Annotated in this window: 12 protein-coding genes; 1 reads left to right on the top strand and 11 read right to left on the bottom strand. The window is 73.3% G+C overall.

Going from position 1 to position 19,469, the window contains the following annotated elements; translation table 11 throughout:
- Nucleotides 1-34: 34 nt before the first annotated feature.
- The 7 genes from ABZ956_RS24180 to ABZ956_RS24150 are packed head-to-tail and all read right to left on the bottom strand — an operon-like array spanning nt 35 to nt 11,252.
- Nucleotides 35-3,517 carry an amino acid adenylation domain-containing protein gene (locus ABZ956_RS24180; RefSeq protein WP_361897346.1) on the bottom strand — a complete coding sequence of 1,161 codons (3,483 nt, stop codon included), beginning with the start codon at nt 3,515-3,517 and terminating at the stop codon, nt 35-37.
- Nucleotides 3,514-5,061: a succinic semialdehyde dehydrogenase gene (locus ABZ956_RS24175; protein ID WP_361897343.1), complete on the bottom strand. Its 1,548-nt coding sequence runs from the start codon at nt 5,059-5,061 to the stop codon at nt 3,514-3,516. Before ABZ956_RS24175 ends, ABZ956_RS24180 begins: the two co-directional genes overlap by 4 nt.
- Nucleotides 5,058-6,842 carry an AMP-binding protein gene (locus tag ABZ956_RS24170; protein WP_361897341.1) on the bottom strand — a complete coding sequence of 595 codons (1,785 nt, stop codon included), beginning with the start codon at nt 6,840-6,842 and terminating at the stop codon, nt 5,058-5,060. Before ABZ956_RS24170 ends, ABZ956_RS24175 begins: the two co-directional genes overlap by 4 nt.
- Complete coding sequence (locus tag ABZ956_RS24165; RefSeq protein WP_361897338.1) at nt 6,842-7,717, bottom strand: SDR family NAD(P)-dependent oxidoreductase; 876 nt, start codon at nt 7,715-7,717, stop codon at nt 6,842-6,844. The genes ABZ956_RS24170 and ABZ956_RS24165 overlap by 1 nt, the downstream gene beginning before the upstream one ends.
- Complete coding sequence (locus ABZ956_RS24160) at nt 7,714-9,291, bottom strand: aldehyde dehydrogenase (protein ID WP_361897336.1); 1,578 nt, start codon at nt 9,289-9,291, stop codon at nt 7,714-7,716. Before ABZ956_RS24160 ends, ABZ956_RS24165 begins: the two co-directional genes overlap by 4 nt.
- 5 nt (nt 9,292-9,296) lie before the next feature.
- A complete protein-coding gene (locus ABZ956_RS24155) occupies nt 9,297-10,691 on the bottom strand; it encodes a TrpB-like pyridoxal phosphate-dependent enzyme (protein ID WP_361897333.1) in 1,395 nt (464 codons plus the stop codon).
- Nucleotides 10,692-10,730: 39 nt separating this feature from the next.
- Nucleotides 10,731-11,252, bottom strand: coding sequence for a YiiD C-terminal domain-containing protein (locus ABZ956_RS24150; RefSeq protein WP_361897330.1), 522 nt, complete (start codon nt 11,250-11,252; stop codon nt 10,731-10,733).
- Between the two features lie 310 nt (nt 11,253-11,562).
- Between ABZ956_RS24150 and ABZ956_RS24145 the strand changes: the two genes are divergently transcribed.
- Entirely contained in the window at nt 11,563-13,119 is a 1,557-nt protein-coding gene (locus ABZ956_RS24145) for a DHA2 family efflux MFS transporter permease subunit (RefSeq protein ID WP_361897328.1), read from the top strand.
- Nucleotides 13,120-13,136: 17 nt separating this feature from the next.
- Here the strand turns inward: ABZ956_RS24145 and ABZ956_RS24140 are convergent, their stop codons facing one another.
- The 4 genes from ABZ956_RS24140 to ABZ956_RS24125 form a co-directional block, all read right to left on the bottom strand.
- On the bottom strand, nt 13,137-14,363 hold the full coding sequence (locus tag ABZ956_RS24140; RefSeq protein ID WP_361897326.1) for a cytochrome P450: 1,227 nt from the start codon (nt 14,361-14,363) through the stop codon (nt 13,137-13,139).
- Nucleotides 14,364-14,418: 55 nt separating this feature from the next.
- On the bottom strand, nt 14,419-15,630 hold the full coding sequence (locus ABZ956_RS24135) for a cytochrome P450 (RefSeq protein WP_361897323.1): 1,212 nt from the start codon (nt 15,628-15,630) through the stop codon (nt 14,419-14,421).
- Nucleotides 15,627-18,752 carry an amino acid adenylation domain-containing protein gene (locus ABZ956_RS24130; RefSeq protein ID WP_361897321.1) on the bottom strand — a complete coding sequence of 1,042 codons (3,126 nt, stop codon included), beginning with the start codon at nt 18,750-18,752 and terminating at the stop codon, nt 15,627-15,629. Before ABZ956_RS24130 ends, ABZ956_RS24135 begins: the two co-directional genes overlap by 4 nt.
- A 139-nt stretch (nt 18,753-18,891) precedes the next feature.
- The gene (locus ABZ956_RS24125) at nt 18,892-19,380 is read right to left on the bottom strand and encodes a pyridoxamine 5'-phosphate oxidase family protein (protein WP_361897319.1); all 489 of its coding nucleotides are present in this window, start codon (nt 19,378-19,380) and stop codon (nt 18,892-18,894) included.
- Between the last annotated feature and the right edge of the window lie 89 nt (nt 19,381-19,469).

Raw genomic sequence — 19,469 nt, 5'->3', positions numbered from 1 at the left:
CTCTTCCGTTTCCTGCGCGGTCGGCCGGGGCGGCTCAGCCACGGCGGCGGCTGCGGAGCTCGCCCAGCGCGCCCCGCCCCCGCGCCGCCCTGGCGGGCGCGACCGGGGGCGGGGGTTCCAGGCGGCGGGCCAGTGAGCGGATCGTCGGGTACGTGAACATCTCCACCCGGGTCAGCGGGAGCCGGGCCCGGGTGCGCAGCCGGGCCATGACACGCATCAGCAGCAGCGAATCGCCGCCCACCTCGAAGAAGTTGTCGTCCACGCCCACCTGGTCGAGCCGGAGGACCTCGCGCCAGATCCCCGCGATGGCCTGCTCGGTGCTGCCGGCCGCCTCGGCCGCCTCGGCCGCCTCGGCCGCCTCTGCGGACCGCGGCGCCCGGGGTGACGGAAGGGCGCTCCGGTCGGTCTTGCCGTTGGCGGTGCGCGGGACGCGCTCGAGCGTCACGAAGAGGGAAGGGATCATGTAGCCGGGAAGTACGGCGCCCAGGTGGTCCCGTAGCCGGCCCGGTGCGGCGGGGGTTCCGCACGGCACCACGTACCCCACGAGCCGGTCCTCGCGCACGGTGACCACCGCGTCGGCGACCGACGGATGGGTGCGCAGTGCCGCCTCGATCTCGCCGGGCTCGATGCGATAGCCGTGCAGCTTGATCTGGCCGTCGGTCCGGCCCAGGTACTCCAGGCATCCGTCCGGCAACTGGCGGACCACGTCGCCCGTACGGTAGGCGCGTTCCCCGGAGTCCGGTTCCCTGGTGTCCGGTTCCCCGGCGTCCGGGACGGTCACGAAGCGCTCGGCCGTGAGATCCGGCCTGTTGAGGTATCCGGAGGAGACCCCTTCTCCGCTGATGTGGAGCTCGCCCGGGATGCCGGGCGGCAGAGGACGCCCGCGCGCGTCCCGCACATGGAACCGGGTATGGGCGATGGGCCGGCCGATCACGGGAGGCCGGTCCGGCAGCACCTCGGCGACGGCCGACCAGATGGTGGTCTCGGTGGGCCCGTACATGTTCCACAGCCGGCCACCGCGGCGCAGCAGACCGGCCGCGAGGTCGGGCGGCAGCACCTCCCCTCCGCACAGCATCCGCAGCGGCGCACCGCTCGGCTGTCCCCGCCAGCCCGCCTCGAGCAGCATCCGCCACGTGGCCGGGGTGGCCTGCATGACGGTGGGGAGGCGGCGCTCCAGCAGCCGGCGCAGGCGGAGGCCGTCGGCCGCGACCTCGGCCGGGGCGAGTTCGACCTGCCCTCCGACAGCCAGCGGCACGTACAGCTCCAGGCCGGCGATGTCGAAGCAGACGGTGGTGACGGCCAGCAGCCGGTCCCGGTCGGTGAACCCGGGGTCCCGAGCCATCGCGCACACGAAGTTGGTCAGGGAACGGTGGCTGATTTGGACGCCCTTGGGCCGTCCGGTGGAGCCCGAGGTGTAGACGACGTAGACGTCGGCGTCGTCCGGGACGTCGCTTCCGTGCACGGGATCGGCCGCCTCGATCGCCGGCCGGTCCCGGTCCAGCAGGACGGTGCCGGTGCCGGTGCGCGGCAGTGTGCCGGCGAGGCCGGAGGAGGTGACGACCAGCGCCACGGCGGCATCGGCGATCATGCCGGCGATGCGGCCGGGAGGGTAAAGGGGATCCAACGGCACGTAGGCGGCCCCGGACTTCATGACGCCCAGCAACGCCACCACCAGGTCGGCCGAACGTTCCAGGAAGACCCCCACCCTGTGCCCCGGTCCCACCCCCTGGGCGCGCAGGTGCCCGGCCAGGGCCGAGGAGCGGCGGTCCAGTGCGCCGTGGCTCGTCGTCCCCCGCTCGTCCACCACCGCCGGGCCGTCGGGGCACCGCCGGGCGTGACGGCCGATGAGCCGGTGGACGGGGGTGGCGAGCGGGAAGTCGGCCGCGGTGTCGTTCCAGGCGGCCAGGGCGCGCCGGTCCTCGTCGGTGCCCAGCGGGACGCGGGCCGGGTCGGCGTCCGGTGCCTGGGCGAGGGCACGCAGGTACGCGGCCGCGCATCCGGCGGGCGGCCCGTCGGCGGTGGTCGCCCACCGGCAGTCACCCTTCCCGCGGGGGATCCCGATCCACAGGGCGGTGCCGGGCGGCGGCTCCGCCGGCTCGTCGCCGTGGGTGAACTGCACGGTGATCGGCAGGCCGCCGTCGGCACGCCGGCCCCGCAGCCGCGGGTAGCGGCTCCACACGTCCCAGGAGAAGCGGGCACGCCCGGTCGCCTCCCGCAACCTCCGGGTCACCTCGGCGCGCAGTTCCGCGAACCCGCGCCCGTCCAGGGGCGGTACGCGCAGCGGCCCCCAGTCCGCGAAGAGCGCGTCGACCACCGGATGGCCGCGGTCCGGCACCGGCAGCCGCAGCCGCACGTCCGTGCCGGGCGCCACCCCTGCGCGCACCAGGAAGGCCAGGAACGCCGCCAGCAGCCACTCCGCCCCCTCGGCCCCTTCGGGGACCGGTATGCGGGAGGGGGCCGGGACGGGCCGGGTGCCCGACCGGTACGGCAGGTCCGCCGGTGTCAGATCCGCCAGCCGCCGTACCCAGAACGCCTCACTCCGCAGGGCCTGAGCCTCGGCCCGGTGCGCGGCGTCGAGCAGCGCCGGCCCGGGCAGGGCGAGCCGGGCCCGTGGCCGTACCCCGCGCTCCGCGAGTTCCCGGGCGCCGAGCGGTGTGCCCTGCGGTGTCGTCAGGCGGGAGAGGCGTACGTCCTGTTCCGCCGTGGTGACCACGACGGAGCCGTCCTCCCCGACGGCCAGCACGGTGCCCGCGGGACGTGCCGTGCTGCCGGGCAGCACGTCCAGCCGGCGTACGATCGCGGGCCGGCCGCCGATGACGGTCCTGGCGGTGCCGAAGGCGTTGGGGTGCGGGCCGAAGTCGGTGGCCCGCACGGCGGCCGCCAGCTCCTCGGCGGGACGGTCCCAGCGCAGGAAGCCTCCTCCCGGCGGGCGTTCGAAGCGGCCGTGGGAGCCGCGCCGGGCCAGGTCCTGAGGCTGCCGGCGGATCCGGTCCCCTTCCAGGGCGTCGAGCAGTTCCACGAAGGAGTCGACCCCCGCCTGGAGGCACTTGATGTTGAGCGTCTCGCTGGTCTCCTCCCGCTCCACCGGAACGGACCGGCTCATCAACACGTCCCCGGCGTCGGCCTGTTCGGTCATCACGTGCCAGGTGACGCCGTGCGTGCGCTCGCGGGCGAGCACCGCCCAGGTGGTGGCGTACAGTCCGGCACGGCCTGGCAGCGGCCCGTCGTGGAAATTGACGGGCAGCTCCCGCGGCAGGTCGAGCACCTGCCCGGGCAGCATGCGCAGGTTGGCGACGCTGAAGAGATAGTCGAACGGCTCGGCAGCGAGGAACGCCACCAGGTCCGGCCCGAATCCGGTGGCCGGCAGGCCGGCACTCTGCGCCCAGGTACGGATGCCGGTGTCGGGCGAGACCACGCCGAGCACGTGGTGCCCTCGCTCCAGCAGCAGTTCCGCGCAGGAGACCACCATGGAGTTCTCGCCGACCAGATGGCAGCGCAAGCGTCGCCCTGTGGTCATCCCAGCCCCAGCCTGGCCATCGCCTTGCGCAGGGCGGTCAGCCGTGCGGCATGACGTTCGGCGCTCGTCCCCGGCCGGGGATCGAAGAGGTTCACCCGGGCGCGGGCCACCACTTGGAGGTCCGTGTACTGCAACAGGCCCTCGGCACCGTGCCGGTAGCCGGTCCCGGAGTCCTTCCGGCCGCCCATGGGCGCGTCGTAGCAGGTATGGGCCGTGCGGAAGCCCTCATTGACGCTGACGGCGCCGGCATGCAGGCGGGCGGCGACCCTCGTGGCGTGGGCGGCGTCGCGGCTCCACACGCTGGCCGTCAGCCCGTACATCCCGTCGTTGGCGAGGGCGACCGCTTCCTCGTCGTCGCGGAACGGGCCGACCGAGACCACGGGGCCGAAGGTCTCCTCGTCGTGCACGGCCATTCCGGCGGTCACGTCCGCCAGTACGGTCGGCTCGTGGAACAGCGGCCCGATGTCCGGGCGCGGGCGCCCGCCGCACAGCACCCGGGCGCCCTTGGCCGTGGCCTCGTCGATGTGCGCGGTGACCCGTTCGAGCTGGGAGCGGGTGGTGAGCGAGCCCATGCCGGCGCTGAAGTCGAAGGCGGGCGAGAGGCGCAGCGCCGTGGTGCGGTCGACGAAGCGGCTCAGGAACCGGTCGTACAGCGCCTCGTGGACCAGGACCCGTTCGGCGGACATGCACAGCTGCCCCGCGCTGGTGAAGCAGGCCCGCACCGCTCCGGCGGCGGCCCGTTCGACGTCGGCGTCGGCGAGCACCAGCAGCGGGTTCTTGCCGCCGAGCTCCAGCATGCCGGCGATGAGCCGGCCGCCCGCCATGCGGCCCAGCGTGCGCCCGGACGCGGTGGAACCGGTGAAGGCCAGGTGATCGGCCCGCTCCAGCAGGGCCGGGCCGATGTCCGCGGGGTCGCCCACGACGATCTGCCACACCTCCCGCGGAAGCCCCGCCTCCACGCACAGCTCCCGCGCCCACAGCGCGGTGCACGCGGCCTGCGTGTCCGCCTTGTGCACCACCGCGTTGCCCGCCAGCAGGGCGGGGACGACGTCGGACAGGACCAGGCTGAGCGGATAGTTCCAGGGAGTGATGACCGCCACGACGCCCTTGGGGTGGCGCAGCGCGCGGACCGTGGTCAGCAGGGGCAGCGCGCCGGCCCGGCGGTGCGGGGCGAGCAGGGCGGGGGCGCGCCGCGCGTAGTAGTGGCAGACCCCGGCCGCGTCGGCCACCTCCTCGAAGGCATGGACGCGGGCCTTGCCGGTCTCCCACTGGACGAGGTCGAGGGCTTCGCCCTGCCGGTCGAGCAGCAGAGCGTGCAGCCGGCCCAGGATGCGGGCCCGGGCGCGGGGCTCCCGCGCGGCCCAGGCGCGCTGCGCCGCGCGGGCCCGGTCGTGGGCGAGGGACACGTCGCCGGGCGTGGAGGCGGGCAGGCGGGCGATGACGTCGAGGGTGAACGGTGCCCGTGGAGTGAGGGCGGGTCCGGTTCCGGCCAGTGTCGAGGCCAGGCGCCTTGTGGTGGTGGGCAGGGATGGCGCGGCTGTCATGGGTCAGTCCTCGCGGGGGTCGGGCCGCCGTCGGCGTAGAGGGTGTCGATGAGCTCCCGGTAGTGGTGCTCGATGCGCCGGCGGCGCATTTTCAGCGTGGGGGTCACCAGGCCCGTCCGGGGTGTCCAGCTGTGGTCGAGGACGGCGAACCGCCGGACCCGCTCCGGCCGGGACAGCCGCCGGTTCGCGCGGGCGACGGCCTCCCGGACACACGCGGTGCCCTGGGGGCCGGCGTCGCCGTTGAGGGTGATGAGGGCGACGTTGTACGGGCGGCCGTCGCCGATCACACAGACCTGGTCGATCAGCGGTTCGCCGGCGCCGATGTGCTCCTCGATCCTGGTGGGTGCCATGTTCTTGCCGTACGCGCTGACGATCAGGTCCTTCTTGCGTCCGGTGACGCGCAGTGAGCCGTCGGCGTCGATCGCGCCGAGGTCTCCGGTGCGCAGCCAGCCCTCGTCGTCGAGGACGGCGGCGGTCTGCCGCGGCCTGCCCCGGTAACCGCGCATCGTCAGGGGCCCGCGGACGAGGATCTCGCCGTCGGCCTCGGTCCGCAGTTCCACGCCGGGCAGCGGCGGCCCGATCCAGCCGGGCCGGTACCGCCCCGGCACGGTCACGCAAGCGGCGGCGCACAGCTCGGTCATGCCCCAGATCTCGCCCGCCGGCAGCCCCAGCGCGTGCAGGAAGCGCATGGTCTCCGCGCGCACGGGAGCGGCCCCGACGTGCACGAACCGGGCCGCGTCCAGCCCGAGCAGGGCACGGATGGGGGCGAGGTGGGTGCGGTCCAGCCGGTCGTACTCGGCGCGCGCCGCCGGTGTGCCGAGGCCGCCGTCGGCGAGAGCGCCGCCCAGTTCCAGCGCCCGCAGGGCACCTCGGCGGAAGTCCGCGGGGGCCCGGCCGAGTTCGTCGAGCAGCCGGGTGCGCAGCTTCTCCCAGACGCGGGGCACCGAGAACAGCCAGTGCGGCTGGACGGCCGGCAGAACGGTGAAGATCCGCTCCGGCTCCGGGCAGCAGGTGACGTCGGCGCCCAGGGCCATGGGCAGGTAGTGGGAGCAGCAGCGTTCGGCGATGTGGGCCATGGGCAGGTACGACACCAGCCGGCTGCCGGCCTTCAGCGGCACGCGGTCCAGGAAGGCCCGTCCGGTGGCGCGCAGCGCGGCGTGGGTGAGCTCGACGCCCTTGGGCCGCCCGGTGGTGCCCGCGGTGTAGACGAGGGTGAGGACGTCGTCCGGCCGGGTGGGGCGGCCGGCGGTGTCCGCTGCCGGGGCCGTGGCGTCCAGCAGTTCGGTGAGCGGGCGTACCCCGGCGTCCGGGCTCTTCGTGGCGTCGACGACGACCAGGTGCCGCAGCCCCGTACAGGCGGCCAGCAGGGCGGTGGCCCGCGCGCGGCCCGGCTCGTCGCACACCAGGACGCTGATGCGCGAGTCGCCCACCAGGAAGCGCAGTTCCTCGTCGGCCGTGGTGGGGTAGAGCGAGCAGGTGGTCACACCGAGTGTCATGGCGGCGGCGTCCGCGATGTGGAACTCGGGCCGGTTGCCGAGCAGCAGGCCCAGTGTGTCGCCCGGCCTCATCCCCAGCCGGGCCAGTCCGGCGGCGCAGCGTCGCGCCGCGGCCCGGTAGCGCCCCCAGGTGTACGGCTCGTGGCCGGGCGCGCGCAGGGCCGGGCGGTCGGCGAAGGCCCGGGCGGTCAGGTCGAACGCGTCAGTGAGGGAGGGGGCGTCGAGCGCGTGCCGGACGTGGTCGGCGGGGATGCCGGCTGCGCCGGCGCAGGTCGTCTCACCCATCAGGTCAGGTCTCCTCGCGGAGGGGCCGCGGTGGCGGGCGTGGCGCTGGGGGATTCGGGCAGGTGGCGGTACTCCAGGGCGCCCAGGGCGAGCCGCAGGCGGGGAGCTGCGACGCCGAGCAGTTCCCCGGCGGTGCCGAGCCGTGTGGAGACCCGGGGGCGTCCGGTGACCAGCGCTTTGGCCACCATGCGCGCCGCCTGCCGGGGGTCGAGGGCGGGCAGGCGGGCGAAGGCCGTGGTGGGGGCGCTCATCGGGGTGCGTACCAGCGGCAGGTGGACCGTGCTGATGGCGATGCCCTCGCGTCTGAGCTCGGGGGCCAGGGACTGGCCGAAGGCTTCCAGGGCCGCTTTGGAGGGGTTGTAGGCGGTGAAGCGGGACATGCCCAGCTGCAGCCCGATGGTGGTGATGTTGACGATGTGGCCGTGGCCGCGCTCCCGCATGCCGGGGAGCAGACCCAGCGTCAGGTCCACCGCCCCGAAGTAGTTGACCGCCATGGTCCTGCGGTAGTCGTGCGGCCTGTTCGCGGCGTGCACGGTGCCGCGCCGGATGGACCGGCCGGCGTTGTTGACCAGGACGTCGGCCCCTCCCCGGTCGGCGATCAGCTTGTCCGTGAACGCCGTCACCTCCTCGTGAACGGTCAGATCGACGCGGAAGACGCTGACCGCGCCGGCACCGTCGCGGGCCTGCCGTGCCGTCTCGCGCAGGGCCTCCCGGTCGCGTCCCAGCAGGATCAGCTCCGCCCCGCAGGCGCCCAGGAGGATCGCGAGCTGCCGGCCGATGGCCCCGGAGGCGCCGGTGACCACCACCCGGCGGCCGCCGGTCCGCGCGGCCAGCCGGCGGGTCAGCCGGTCCCTGCGGTCCTTCCGCCACGTCACTCGGGAGCGCCCCGCACGCCGCTCCTGGCCACCGAGACACCTTGCAGGTGCGAGGTCCGCAGGATCGGATAATTGAGCTCGCCGAACGGCCCGCCGGTCCGGCCCGTGCCCCCGTGCGTGCCGAGGTAGGGGACGAAGCCGATGTGGGACTCGTTGACCTTCAGCAGTCCCGCGTTGGTCACCCGGCGGACGAAGGCGCTGATGACCTTCTCGTCCTCCGACCACAGCGAGTTGCGCAGCCCGTAGTCGTTGTCGTTGACGAACGCGATGACCGCGTCCAGCAGTTCACCGTTCTCGTCCCGTTCGTCGGGCACCACGACCGCCAGCAGCGGGAAGAACGTCTCCTCGCGCACGGCCCGCACGCGCCGCGCGTCACGCAGGCCGGCGACGCGGACGACGGTGGGCTCGAGGAACGGTCCGGTCAGCGACGCCTCCCCCGCCACGTCGACGCGCTGCCCGCCGCACAGGACTCGGCCGCCGTGCTGCCGGGCGTCGGCGAGGACCTCGTGGAAGCGGTCCATTTTCAGCACCGGGCTGAGCAGTACGTCCGGGTCGGCGGGGTAGCCGGGGCGCAGCCGGCGGCAGCGGGCGACGAGGCGCTCCAGCAGGGCGTCGGCGATGTCCGGGTGGACGACGGCGCACTTGGGCACCATGCAGATCTGCCCGGAGCCGTAGAAGCACTCGATCAGCGCCTCGGCGGCCCCGTCGAGGTCGGCGTCGTTCCACACCACCAGGGTGTCGTTGCCGGACAGCTCCAGCACCGGCTTCTTGCCGTGCGCCACGCACGCGTTGCCGAACTCCAGGCCGACGTCGCTGTCGCCGAAGAACATGATGTCGTTCACGTACGGGCTGGCCAGCCACTGGCGGAGCATGGGGCGGCTGGCGCCGGAGACCAGGTTCACGGTGCCGGGCGGTGCCCCGAGCTCGTCGAGGACCGGCACGACCAGCTCCCGGTAGATGAAGGCCACCCCCAGGGGAGCGGTGCGGGGCGCCTTGACCACGAGGGTGTTGCCCGCTCCGAGACTGGCCGTGCCCAGGAAGGAGTTGGAGGCGGCGGCGTTCTGCGGCGGGTTGAGGCACACCACCCCGTCGGGCTTGCGCAGCAGGGCCAGGGTGCGGTGGGGGGCCTCGAAGCGCTGCTCGAGCTGGCTGCGGTAGAAGGAGACGGTCTCCTCGCTGCTGCCCGTGAGCAGGCCGGCGATCTCCCATTCGGCCAGGCGGCGCGGGTGGCCCTCGGAGATCAGGATCGACAGCAGGTCGTCGTAGTGCTTCTTGAGGGCCGCGTGCAGCCGCGGCCCGAGCTGCATCCGGGTGTCCAGGTCGAAGGAGGACCACTCCGGCTGGGCCCGGTGCGCGGCCAGCAGCGCGTCCGCGACGTCGTCGGCGCCGCTGAGCCCGACCCGGCCCACGATCCCGGCGGTGTCGCCGTCGACGTCGCCGCCGGCCCGCTCCAGGCGGCGTTTGCGGGTGAAGGTGCCCCGGGGGTCGGTCAGGAAGGCGCCGGCGTCCAGGCAGTACGTCCAGCGCGTGCCGGGCCGGTCCTGCCCCGCGATGTACTGAGCGTAGGAGTACATCCGCTTCACCGCCCGCCCCGGCCCGCGAGCACGGGGTCGCCCGCGGCGAGAGCGCACTCGTACGGTTCCGCGTCCGCCATCTCCCCGGCGGTGAACGAGCCGTAGGCGCCCAGGTCGAGCAGGCCGTGGCCGCTGTAGCAGAAGACGATCACGGCGCGGCGCCGGGTGCGGCGGCACTCCTCGGCGACGTCCATGGTGGCCCGGATGGCGTGCGCGGTCTCGGGCGCGGGCAGCAGGCCGTGCAGGCGGGCGAAGAGCGAGCCCGCCTCGAAGACCTCCTTCTGCGCGTAGGCGCGGGAGTCCAGGATCCCTTCGTGGCGGGCGAGGCCGACGAGCGGGGCGGCGCCGTGGTAGCGCAGCCCGCCGGAGTGGATGGGCGGCGGGACGAATGCGTGCCCGAGGGTGTAGGTGCGGGCCAGGGGACCCAGGCCGCTGGCGTCCGCGAAGTCGTAGCGGTACTCGCCCGAGGTCAGCGTGGGGCAGGCGGCCGGTTCGGCGGCGAGGATGGACAGGTCCGCGCCTGCCAGCTTGTCGCCGACGAAGGGGAAGGCGAACCCTCCCATGTTGCTGCCGCAGCCCACGGAGGCGACCAGGAAGTCCGGCTGCTTGCCGATGTCCTCCAGCTGTTCGCGGGTCTCCAGGCCGACGACGGTCTGGTGGAGCAGGACGTGGTTGGCGAAGGCGCCCATCGAGAACCGGTCGCCCGGGTTCTGCCGCACGGTCTGCAGCGCCTCGGTCACCGCCGTGGCCTCGGAACCGGGATGGTCGGGGTCCTTCTCCAACAGGGAGCGGCCGTACGCGGTGTGGGGCCCCGGGCTGGGCAGCACCCGCTGGCCGAAGGTCTCCATGAAGTGCCGCCGGTAGGGCTTGGTCTCGAAACTGGCCCGGACCATGTAGACGAGGGCCCGCACGCCGAACAGGCTGCACGCCAGCGACAGGGCGCTGCCCCACTGGCCCGCGCCGGTGTCCGTGACGAGCCGGTCGACACCCTCCAGCCGGGCGTAGTAGGCCTGCGCCAGGGCGGAGTTCAGCTTGTGCGACCCCGACGGGCTGGTGCCTTCGTACTTGAAGTAGATCTCCGCCGGGGTGTCCAGATGGCGCTCCAGTGCGTGCGCCCGGAACAGCGGCGTCGGCCGCCACAGGCCGTACGCCGAGCGGACCTCCTCGGGGATGGTGATCCACCGCTCCGGGGACATCTCCTGAGCGATCAGCGCCTTCGGCAGCAGCCGTTCCATGAAATCCTGGCCGACCGGCTCCCTGGTCGCCGGATCGAGGTAGTCGTCCGGCACACGTGGCAGATCGGGCAGCACGTTGTACCAGCGCTTCGGGATCTTCGTGAGCGGAAGATCGTGGCGCTCCAGACAATGCACGGTGCCGTTCTTCCCTTCGTCGTCTCGCACGTCGCCGTCACGCGGCTTCAGGCCCCGGCCGCGCCCGGCTCATCCGGGCAGGGCCCTGCAGTGGTACGTGAATTCGGCTTCCGCCACGAAAGCGTCGTCGGCGTCGTGCAGACGCGACACCACGACCACCTCGAAGCGTTGACCGTCGGCGAGATCCGGATATCCCTCGGGCAGTGCGCCGGCCGGCACGTCCGCCATGGCGCGGATGTCCCCGCGAGCCTTCTTGCGGTAGTCGATCCGCGATTGCCGGAGAACGAAAACGCTGGTGGTGATCGTCTCCCGCAGCATTCCGGCCAGAGCCGCCCCGGCCGCCGCCTCGGCGAGCAGGAAGAGAGCCCCGGCGTGCGCGGTGCCCACGTGATTGCGGGTGTCACCGCATTCCGGAAGCACGGCCACGGCGCGATCGGCGCCGAGCTCGACCACTTCCACACCCACGGACTTCTGAAACGGAACCAGTTCATTGACGTACGCCCGGATCTCTTCCAGTGACGGAAGAGTCTGCGGGGTGGAGGGTAACGGCTGGGAATTCAGAGAAATCTCCCATCGGCCTGCGGGCGCCATGGAATGCCGTGCGGGAGACCTGGACCGACGCCTCCCGGCTGCGCACAACGGTCCCGGCATCGACGGGGCAGCGTCAAGAGCGCTCCGGGCGGACGTGAAAGTGAGATGAGAGGACAGGCATATGGTCCTACTTCTCATATTTATTGGGGTCGGGTTTACCGATCACCTGATCGGGGAGGTCAGAACTCTGCGCGCCGGAGAAGGCGAAGTCGGCCCGCGGGAACGACCCGAATGCGCCAGGACGATTTCCGGATCCCACTCAGCTACGCGACGTGGAGTTTCCTTGGAACGCCGAAAGAGCGAAGGTGCCGTGCCCACGGGACGGAAGACCACCCCCGCGGGACGGACGACCGGCGAAGAGACGGCTGAGCCGGCCTTCCCCCACCGCTGGCGGGTGCTCGGCTGTCTGGTCGTCAGTCTCGTCCTGGTCGTGCTCGACACGTCCATCGTCAGCGTCGCCCTGCGCACCCTCGCCCTGCCCGCGCCCGAGGGCCTCGGCGCCACCTCGGGAGAGCTGCAGTGGGCCGTCGACTCCTACACCCTCGTCTTCGCCACCCTGCTGGTCTCCGGAGGGCTCTTCGCCGACCGGTTCGGACGCAAACGCACCCTCCTGGCAGGGCTGCTGCTCTTCGGCGCGTTCTCCGCGGCGTCCGCCTACTCCGGCACCGCGGGCGAACTCATCGCCGCACGCGCGGCGATGGGTATCGGCGCCGCGCTCGTCGTCCCCGCCACCCTGGCCATCATCACCAACGTCTTCCCGCCCCGGGAACAGGCCAAGGCCATCGGCCTGTGGGCCGCCTCCGCCGGGCTGGCCGTCGCCGTCGGGCCCGTTACCGGCGGCCTGCTGCTCGAGCACTTCTGGTGGGGCTCCCTCTTCCTGATCAACGTCCCCCTCGTGCTCGTGGGCACCGCCGCCATCGCCCTGACCGTCCCCGAATCAGCCGACCCCGTCCGCCGGCCCTTCGACCCCGTCGGGGTCCTGCTGTGCATGGCGGGCCTGGGCACCCTCGTCCTCGGCATCGTCAAAGGCGGCGAGAACGGCGAGTGGACCACCCCTGGCGTCTGGGCGACCATACTCGCCGGTGCCGCCCTGCTGACCTGCTTCGTCCTGTGGGAACACCGCACCGCCCACCCCGCCCTGGACCTCCGCTGCTTCCGCGACGCCCGGTTCTCGGCCGCGGTGGGGGCCATCAGCGTGGTCTTCTTCGGGCTGCTGGGCTCCTCCTTCTACATGATCTTCTACCTCCAGAGCGTACGCGGCTACACCGCCCTCCAGGCCGGCTGCTGTCTCCTTCCCCTCGCCCTCGCCCAGATCGCCTTCTCCCCGCTCAGCACGGTCATGGCCCGAAACCTCGGCGCACGCCCCGTGTGCACGGCGGGGCTCGCGCTGACCGCCCTGACCTTCCTCGGCGTGAGCCTCCTCGACCAGAACTCACCGCTCTGGCAGTGCGAGGGCCTCTTCTTCGTCATGGGCGGCGCCATGGGACTCGTCATGCCCGCCGCCACCTCCTCCGCCATGGCCACCATGCCCCGCCACCGGGCCGGCACGGCCGCCGCCATGCTCAATTCCCTGCGCCAGGTCGGCGGAGCACTGGGCGTCGCCGTCCTCGGCTCCCTCCTCGCCGCCCGCTACCACGACCACCTCCAGCCACACGTCCAGCCCCTGCCCGCCGACCTGCGTCCGCTCGCGCAGGAGTCCGTCGCCGGCGCCCTCAGCGTCGCCGACCGCCTCGGCCCCGCCGGCGCCGGCCTGACCTCGCACGCCGTGGACGCCTTCATCTCGGCGATGCGCCTGACGTCACTGGTGGCGGCCGGAGTGATGCTCCTGGGCACGCTCGCCGTGTGCGCCGCACTGCGGGACCCTTGAGCCCCTCACCGCGAGACCTACCAGGTCACAGGGATTTCGGCCGGCATGATGGCCATGCGGTCGGGGTGCCAGGGAACCTCCGCCGGCGGCACGGCCAGACGGATGCCGGGGAGCCGGTCGAGGAGGACGCGGAAGGCCACGTCGGACTGGCGGCGGACCAGGTGGGCGCCGGGGCAGTGGTGACGGCCGTAGCCGAAACGCAGGTGCGGGTTGGGGGAACGGGCGGGGTCGAAGGTCTCCGGGTCGGCGAACGCGGCGGGGTCGAAGTTGACCGCGTCCAGGGAGAGCAGGATCATGTCGCCCTCCTTCACCTGGGCCGACCCGAGCTCCGCGTCCCGGGTGACGAAGCGGGGAATCGCGTTGCCGAGGACGACGCTGCAGCGCAGCAGCTCTTCGACGCACTGCGGCATCGTCTCCGGACGGGCGCGTACCGCGTCCATGACGTCGGGGCGCTGGAGCAGGTTGAAGGCGGCGACGCCCAGGAAGCTCGCGAAGTCCTCGTAGCCGCTGACGAAGAGGACGGCCACGATGTTCGACAGCTGCCGGTCCGTCAGCCCCTGGTGCTCGGCGTTGAGGTCGGCGAGGCGGTCCGCCAGGCCGCGCGGCTCGCCGGGGCGGCGAGCTGCCATGTGCTCGTGCATGTACACGCGGATCTCCTCCCAGTTGCGGGCGAGTTCCTCGTGCGTGGGCGTGACCATGGTCAGGTCCAGGTCGGCCCGTACGGCGAGCCAGGCCCGGTCCTCGAAGGGCAGGCCGAGGAGCCGGCACATGCACTGGGCGGCGACCCACTCGGCGAAGTGGTGCTGCAGGTCACCGGGGCCGCCCTCGCGGACCATCGCCTCCAGGCCCTCGCGGGTGACGGCCTCGACCCAGTCGGCGGGCAGCGCGGGCTGGTTGCGGCCGAGCGCCTTGAGCACTTCGTCGCGCAGCCCGGCCTGCTGCAGGTGGTTCATGGCGTCGAGCAGCTCGGGCGCCAGGATCGGGGCGTCCTGCGCCGGGCTGTCCGCCTCGGCCAGCACGGAGCGGGCGAAGGCACGGTCGCGCAGCACGTGCTGGGTCAGTTCGTAGCCGGTGACCAGCCATGCCTGTTCGCCGGAGTTGGTGCTGACGCGGGCCACGGGGCAGCGGCCGCGCAGCTCGGTGAGTTCGGGGGCGAGCCGGTCGCCCCGGGTGCTGAAGGGGTAGTGGGGGAGGGGCTCGTCGTACGGGGCTTCCTCGGACGCGGGCGCGTGGGGTGCGGTCACGGGGTGGGGGCCTCTTTCCTGGGGTCGTCTACGGTGTCTCGGCCGAGCAGGGGTGTCACCAGCGCACGGGCAGCCGGGCCGGCGCGCGCAGCGGGGTGGACTCGTCCCAGGGGATGGTCTCCGCCGGCACGGCGAGCTCGATGCCGGGGAGCCGCTCCAGCAGCACCTCGATGGTGATGGCGAGCTGCATACGGGTCAGGTGGCCCCCCGTGCACGCGTGCGGACCGTGTCCGAACGCGATGTGCGCGTTGGGGGTGCGGGTCAGGTCGAGGCGGTCGGGATCGGCGAACGCCTCCGGGTCACGGTTCGCGGACGCCGGCACCGGGATCACCGCGTCACCGGCGCGGATGTGCTGACCGCGCAGGGTGAGGTCCTCCGTCGCGACGAGGATGTTGATGGCGTTCATCAGCGGGACGTAGCGCAGCAGCTCCTCCACCGCGGCGCCGATCCCCTCGGGCGCCTCGCGCAGTCTCCGCAGCTGCTCGGGGTGGGTGAGCAGGACGAGCAGGGCGTTGGCGGTGTGCTGGATGTTGGTCTTGTAGCCGGCCATGAGCATGGTGACGACGAAGCTGACGACGTCGTCCCGGGTCAGCCGGCCCCCCGGACGGCGGGCCTCCGCCAGGAGCAGCCGGATGTAGTCCTCGCCCTCGCCGTCCTTCTCCTTGCGGGAGATGAGCTCGTCGGCGTAGTCCTGCAGCGCGTACAGCGCCGCGAGCACCTCCTCCATCGACAGCCCGGACGCGCCGAGGAGCGCGAGGGTGTGCGGCAGGTAGATCTCGCGGTCCTCGTGCGGCAGGCCGATGGTCTCGCACAGTACGCGCAGCGGCAGCGGGTCGGCGTAGGAGGCGACGAGATCCGCCGTGCCGTCCTCGGCCCCGGCCACCATCGCGTCGATGAGTTCCCCGGCCATCGCCCGGATCCGCGGCCGCATGAACTCCAGTCGCCGCCGGCCGAACATCGGCAGGACGGTGCGGCGTACGCGTTCGTGGTGCTCGCCGGTCATCTCCAGGAACGTCGGCAGGGCCGGCGGCGGGGCGTCGTCCCCTTCGCGGGGCGGCCAGGCCGACAGCAGCGGCCGGACGAGCCGGGGGTCGGCGAACGCGGCGCGCGCGTCGTCGTAGCGGCTGATCAACCAGCCCGTCTCGCCGTTGGGGAGCAGCGCCTTGACGACGGGCTCTTCGGCACGCAGGCGGGCGTAGGCGCACGGCGGCCCGGCGGTACCGGGTTCGACCTCCGGGACCGGGATGACGGTTTCGGGGTGGCTCATGCGGTGTGCTCCGATCCCGCCGTGGCGGCGCGCGGCGTGCTGTGGCCCTCGGCATGCGGGGGACGTGCGATGTAGCCGGAGGCGAAGAAGTGCTCCAGGTACCGGTCCAGCAGCGCGGAGTCCACCGGTGGGCAGTGCAGTCCGCTGCCCGCCAGCGCTTCCTCGGCGTTGCGCCGGCCCAGGACGGGGAAGGTGTCCTTGAGGTACATCTCCTTGACCGACATGTCGGCGTTGCGGCTGCGGTCGACGCACAGGGACACGAACGGCGCCGTGGCGCTCGTCGGGTTCTCGGCGACGTACCGCACCAGCTCGCCGACCCAGCGGTCGTACGGCAGCGTGCGCAGGGCGAAGCCCGCCGCGCGCATCCGGTCCAGGACGTCCGACAGCATCGCCGGGCGGGGGTTGGTGAGGTGGTAGACCCGGCCGTCGGCCGGCCGGTGCGTGGCGATGTGGACCACGGACTCGGCGAGGTGGTCGACGGGGACGAAGTCCATCGGCAGCTCGATGTCGGGGGCCAGCCCCGTCTCGGCGATCGTCTTGAACAGCGAGCAGATGGCCGTCTCGGTGTTGCACGCGCCGTGCACCCGTTCGCCCGTCACCTCGTACGGTCGGTACACCGCCACCGGCAGGCCCTGTTCGGCGGCCCGCCGCAGCACGCCTTCGGCGACCCACTTGCTCTCCGCGTAGCCCATGGTGAGCCCGTCCGCGTGGGCCAGTGGCAGGTCCTCGTCCACCTCGTGCACCCCGGCGGTGCCGAACCCGGCGACGACGGCGACGGTCGAGATGAAGTGCACCGGGACCCGGCGGGGCGCCGCGATCCGGATGATCTCCCGGGTTCCGTCGACGTTCGCCGGCCGTAACTGCTCGTAGGGGTAGAGGAAGTTGACCCGGGCGCCGTTGTGCACGACCAGGTCCAGCCGGCGGGCCAGTTCGGTGGCGTGTGCGGCCGGCAGCCCCAGTCCGGGCTGGGTGAGGTCCCCGGGGAAGCACACGACGCGCCCCCACTCGGCCTCGTCGAGGTGGAGCCCGTAGCGGGCGAGCGCGGTGCGTACCCGCTGCGCGGCGTGCGCCGGGCTCGTGGCCCGGACCGGGCAGTGGACGCGGGCGGCCGTCGAGCGCAGCAGACGGTGCAGCAGGAACACCCCGACGAAGCCCGAGGCGCCTGTGAGCAGGACGTCCCCCGGGTCGTGCGGGCGTGGTGCCGGGCCTTCGGCGGGCGGGAGGGCGAAGCCCAGCTCGCTCTCGCGCACGAAGTCGACGTGCGGTTCCCCGTCCGCCGCGCCGAAGCCGCCCCGGGCCTCGCGCACGGCCTCGCTGAAGCCCTCCAGGGTGGGCGCCGCCAGCAGGGCCCTGATGAGGGTGGAGCCCAGGCCGGCGTCGAGGCTGAGCACGGCGAGGGTGCGGGTGACGGCCTCCGAGGCGAGCAGGGAGTCGCCGCCGAGGAGGAAGAAGTCGTCCTGGGGCGTGGGGCGTACGCGCAGCACCCGCTGCCACACCTCGGTGAGGACGTCGAGCAGACCCTCGACCTTCGGCTCTTCGCCGGCGTCCTCCTCCCGCGCGGGCCGCGTACCCGCCGTCTGCGGCGGTGCCATGGACTTCAGGCGGGCGCGGTCGACCTTGCCGCCGCTGGTCACGGGGAAGTGGTCCATGGGCACCAGCACCGGGACGGCCTGCGGGGGCAACCACTGCGCGCAGTACGCGCGGAGAGCGGGCAGCGGCAGGGGGCGGCCGGGTACGGCAGCGGTGACGTAGGCGGTCAGGGCGCCGGACTCGACCTCGACGACGGCTTCGCCGACCTCGGCGTGGGCCCGTAATCGGGCTTCCACCTCGTCGAGCTCGACGCGCGCGCCGCGCAGCTTGACCTGGCGGTCCAGGCGCCCGCGGTACTCCAGCAGGCCGTCGGCGGTCCGTACGACCCGGTCGCCGGTCCGGTACAGCGTCCCGCCCGGTTCCACGGCGGGCAGCGGGACGAAGCGCTCGGCGGTCAGCCGCGGGTCGCCGAGGTAGCCCAGGGCCAGCCCGTCGCCGCCGACGTACAGTTCCCCCTCCTCGCCCGGACCGGCGACCGAGCCGTCGGCCCGCAGGACATGGCAGGTGGAGGCGCCGAAGGGGCGGCCCAGGGGGACGTGCGTGGCGTCCTCGGGCAGCGGGCCCAGCACATGGGCGGTGGAGACCACGGAGTTCTCGGTCGGGCCGTAGAAGTTGACCACCGTGGTGCCGGGGCAGGCCGCGAGGACGGCGTTCGCGAGGCGCGGGTCCATCGCCTCCCCGCCGGCGGAGACGAACCGCAGTGCGGCCAGCGCCTCGGGGCGCGTGCGGGCGACCAGGTGGAAGACGCTCGTCGTCAGGTAGGCCACGGTGACGTCCCGCTCGCGCAAGAGACGCTCCAGGGCGAGGGGCGAGAGCAGCTCTTCCCGGTCGGCGAGGACCAGGCAGGCGCCGGTGAGCAGCGCGCCCCAGATCTCTATCGTCGAGGCGTCGGAGGACAGACCGTAGGCGTGCAGCACCCCGTCTCCCGGTGCGGGCGGGGGCAGTTCCGGGTCGGACAGTACGAGGCGCACCACGCCCCGGTGGGGTATCGCGACGGGCTTGGGGCGGCCGGTCGTACCGGAGGTGAAGACCACATAGGCGCAGTCGGCGGCGGAGCCGGTACGGGAGCGGGCGCGGTCGGCGCTGACGGCGACCGCGTCGGCCACGGCGCCGGCGGGGTGGTCGAGGGAGGCGACCTCGACTGACGCGCGTAGACCGCGCACGGGACGCGTGCTGCCCGGCAGGGTGACGGCGGCGCTCAGCCCCGCGTCCTCGGCCATGGCCCGCAGGCGGGCCGGCGGAAGGTCGTCGTCGAGCGGTACGTACGCGCAGCCGGCCTTGAGGATGCCCAGCAGCGCCACCAGCGCCTCCAGCGAGCGACTGCCGCACACGCCGATGAGGTCACCGGGCCGGACGCCGCGTGCGAGCAGGCGCTCCGCCAGGGCGTCGGCATGGGCGTCGAGTTGCCCGTAGGTCACCGTGCGCTCCCCGTGCCGGGCCGCCGGCGCGTGCGGCCGCGCCGCGGCCTGCGCCTCGAACAGCTCGGGAATGAGGCTGTCCCGGGGATAGCCGGTCGCGGGCGCACCGGACACCGCCGGCGACGGGGCCGGTTCCGGGGAACGGGGTGATAACAGGCGTGACGAAACGTCGGTGTGGGTCATCAGGTCCTTCTTGCTTGAGCGGCTGTGGTGCTGTGCGCGCGGTACGGCGCTGCGGACGACATGCCGGCGCTCAGCCGGCGCTGTCCTCCTGGCCGGCACCCGATTCGGCGAAGTCCGCCGCGAAGGCGGCGAAGTCGGCGCTGCGCCAGTGCTGCGGCCGCATACGGAAGACGATGTCGTCCTTGAGCTGGTCGGCGGTCGCCGCCAGGTACCCCTCCGCCTCCTCGGGGTCCAGGTACCGATGGGCCAGTGCCTCGCGCAACGCCGGGTCGAGCGAGTCCTCGATCGCCGTGATCGGCCCCTCCACGCTGACGTAGCGGTACGGCCGGCCCTCGTCCTGCACGCAGAGGCTGAACCGGCCGGCGGCGCGCAGCAGCCGCGCCTTGATGGTCTCCCGGCCCGTCTCGACGACGACGTCGCCACCGGGCTCGTAGCCGTACCACACCGGCACGATCAGCGGCGCGCGGTCGCCGCCCCGGGAGTCGGCGACCCCCAGGACGCCGACGCGCGGTTCGGCGAGGAAGCGTTCGCGGTCGGGGCGGGGCATGGAGGGCAGCATGTGGTTCGGGCTCCTGTCCTGGTGGCTGGGACGTCGCGGCCGGAATGGTGCTGTTGCGGCGCCGTCGTCGTGATGAGCAATCTTGCGAG

Source organism: Streptomyces sp. NPDC046261, from assembly GCF_040646235.1.
GTDB lineage: Bacteria > Actinomycetota > Actinomycetes > Streptomycetales > Streptomycetaceae > Streptomyces.
The sequence above is the reverse complement of the archived record's forward strand: the minus strand, read 5'-3'. Positions and strand labels throughout refer to the sequence as shown.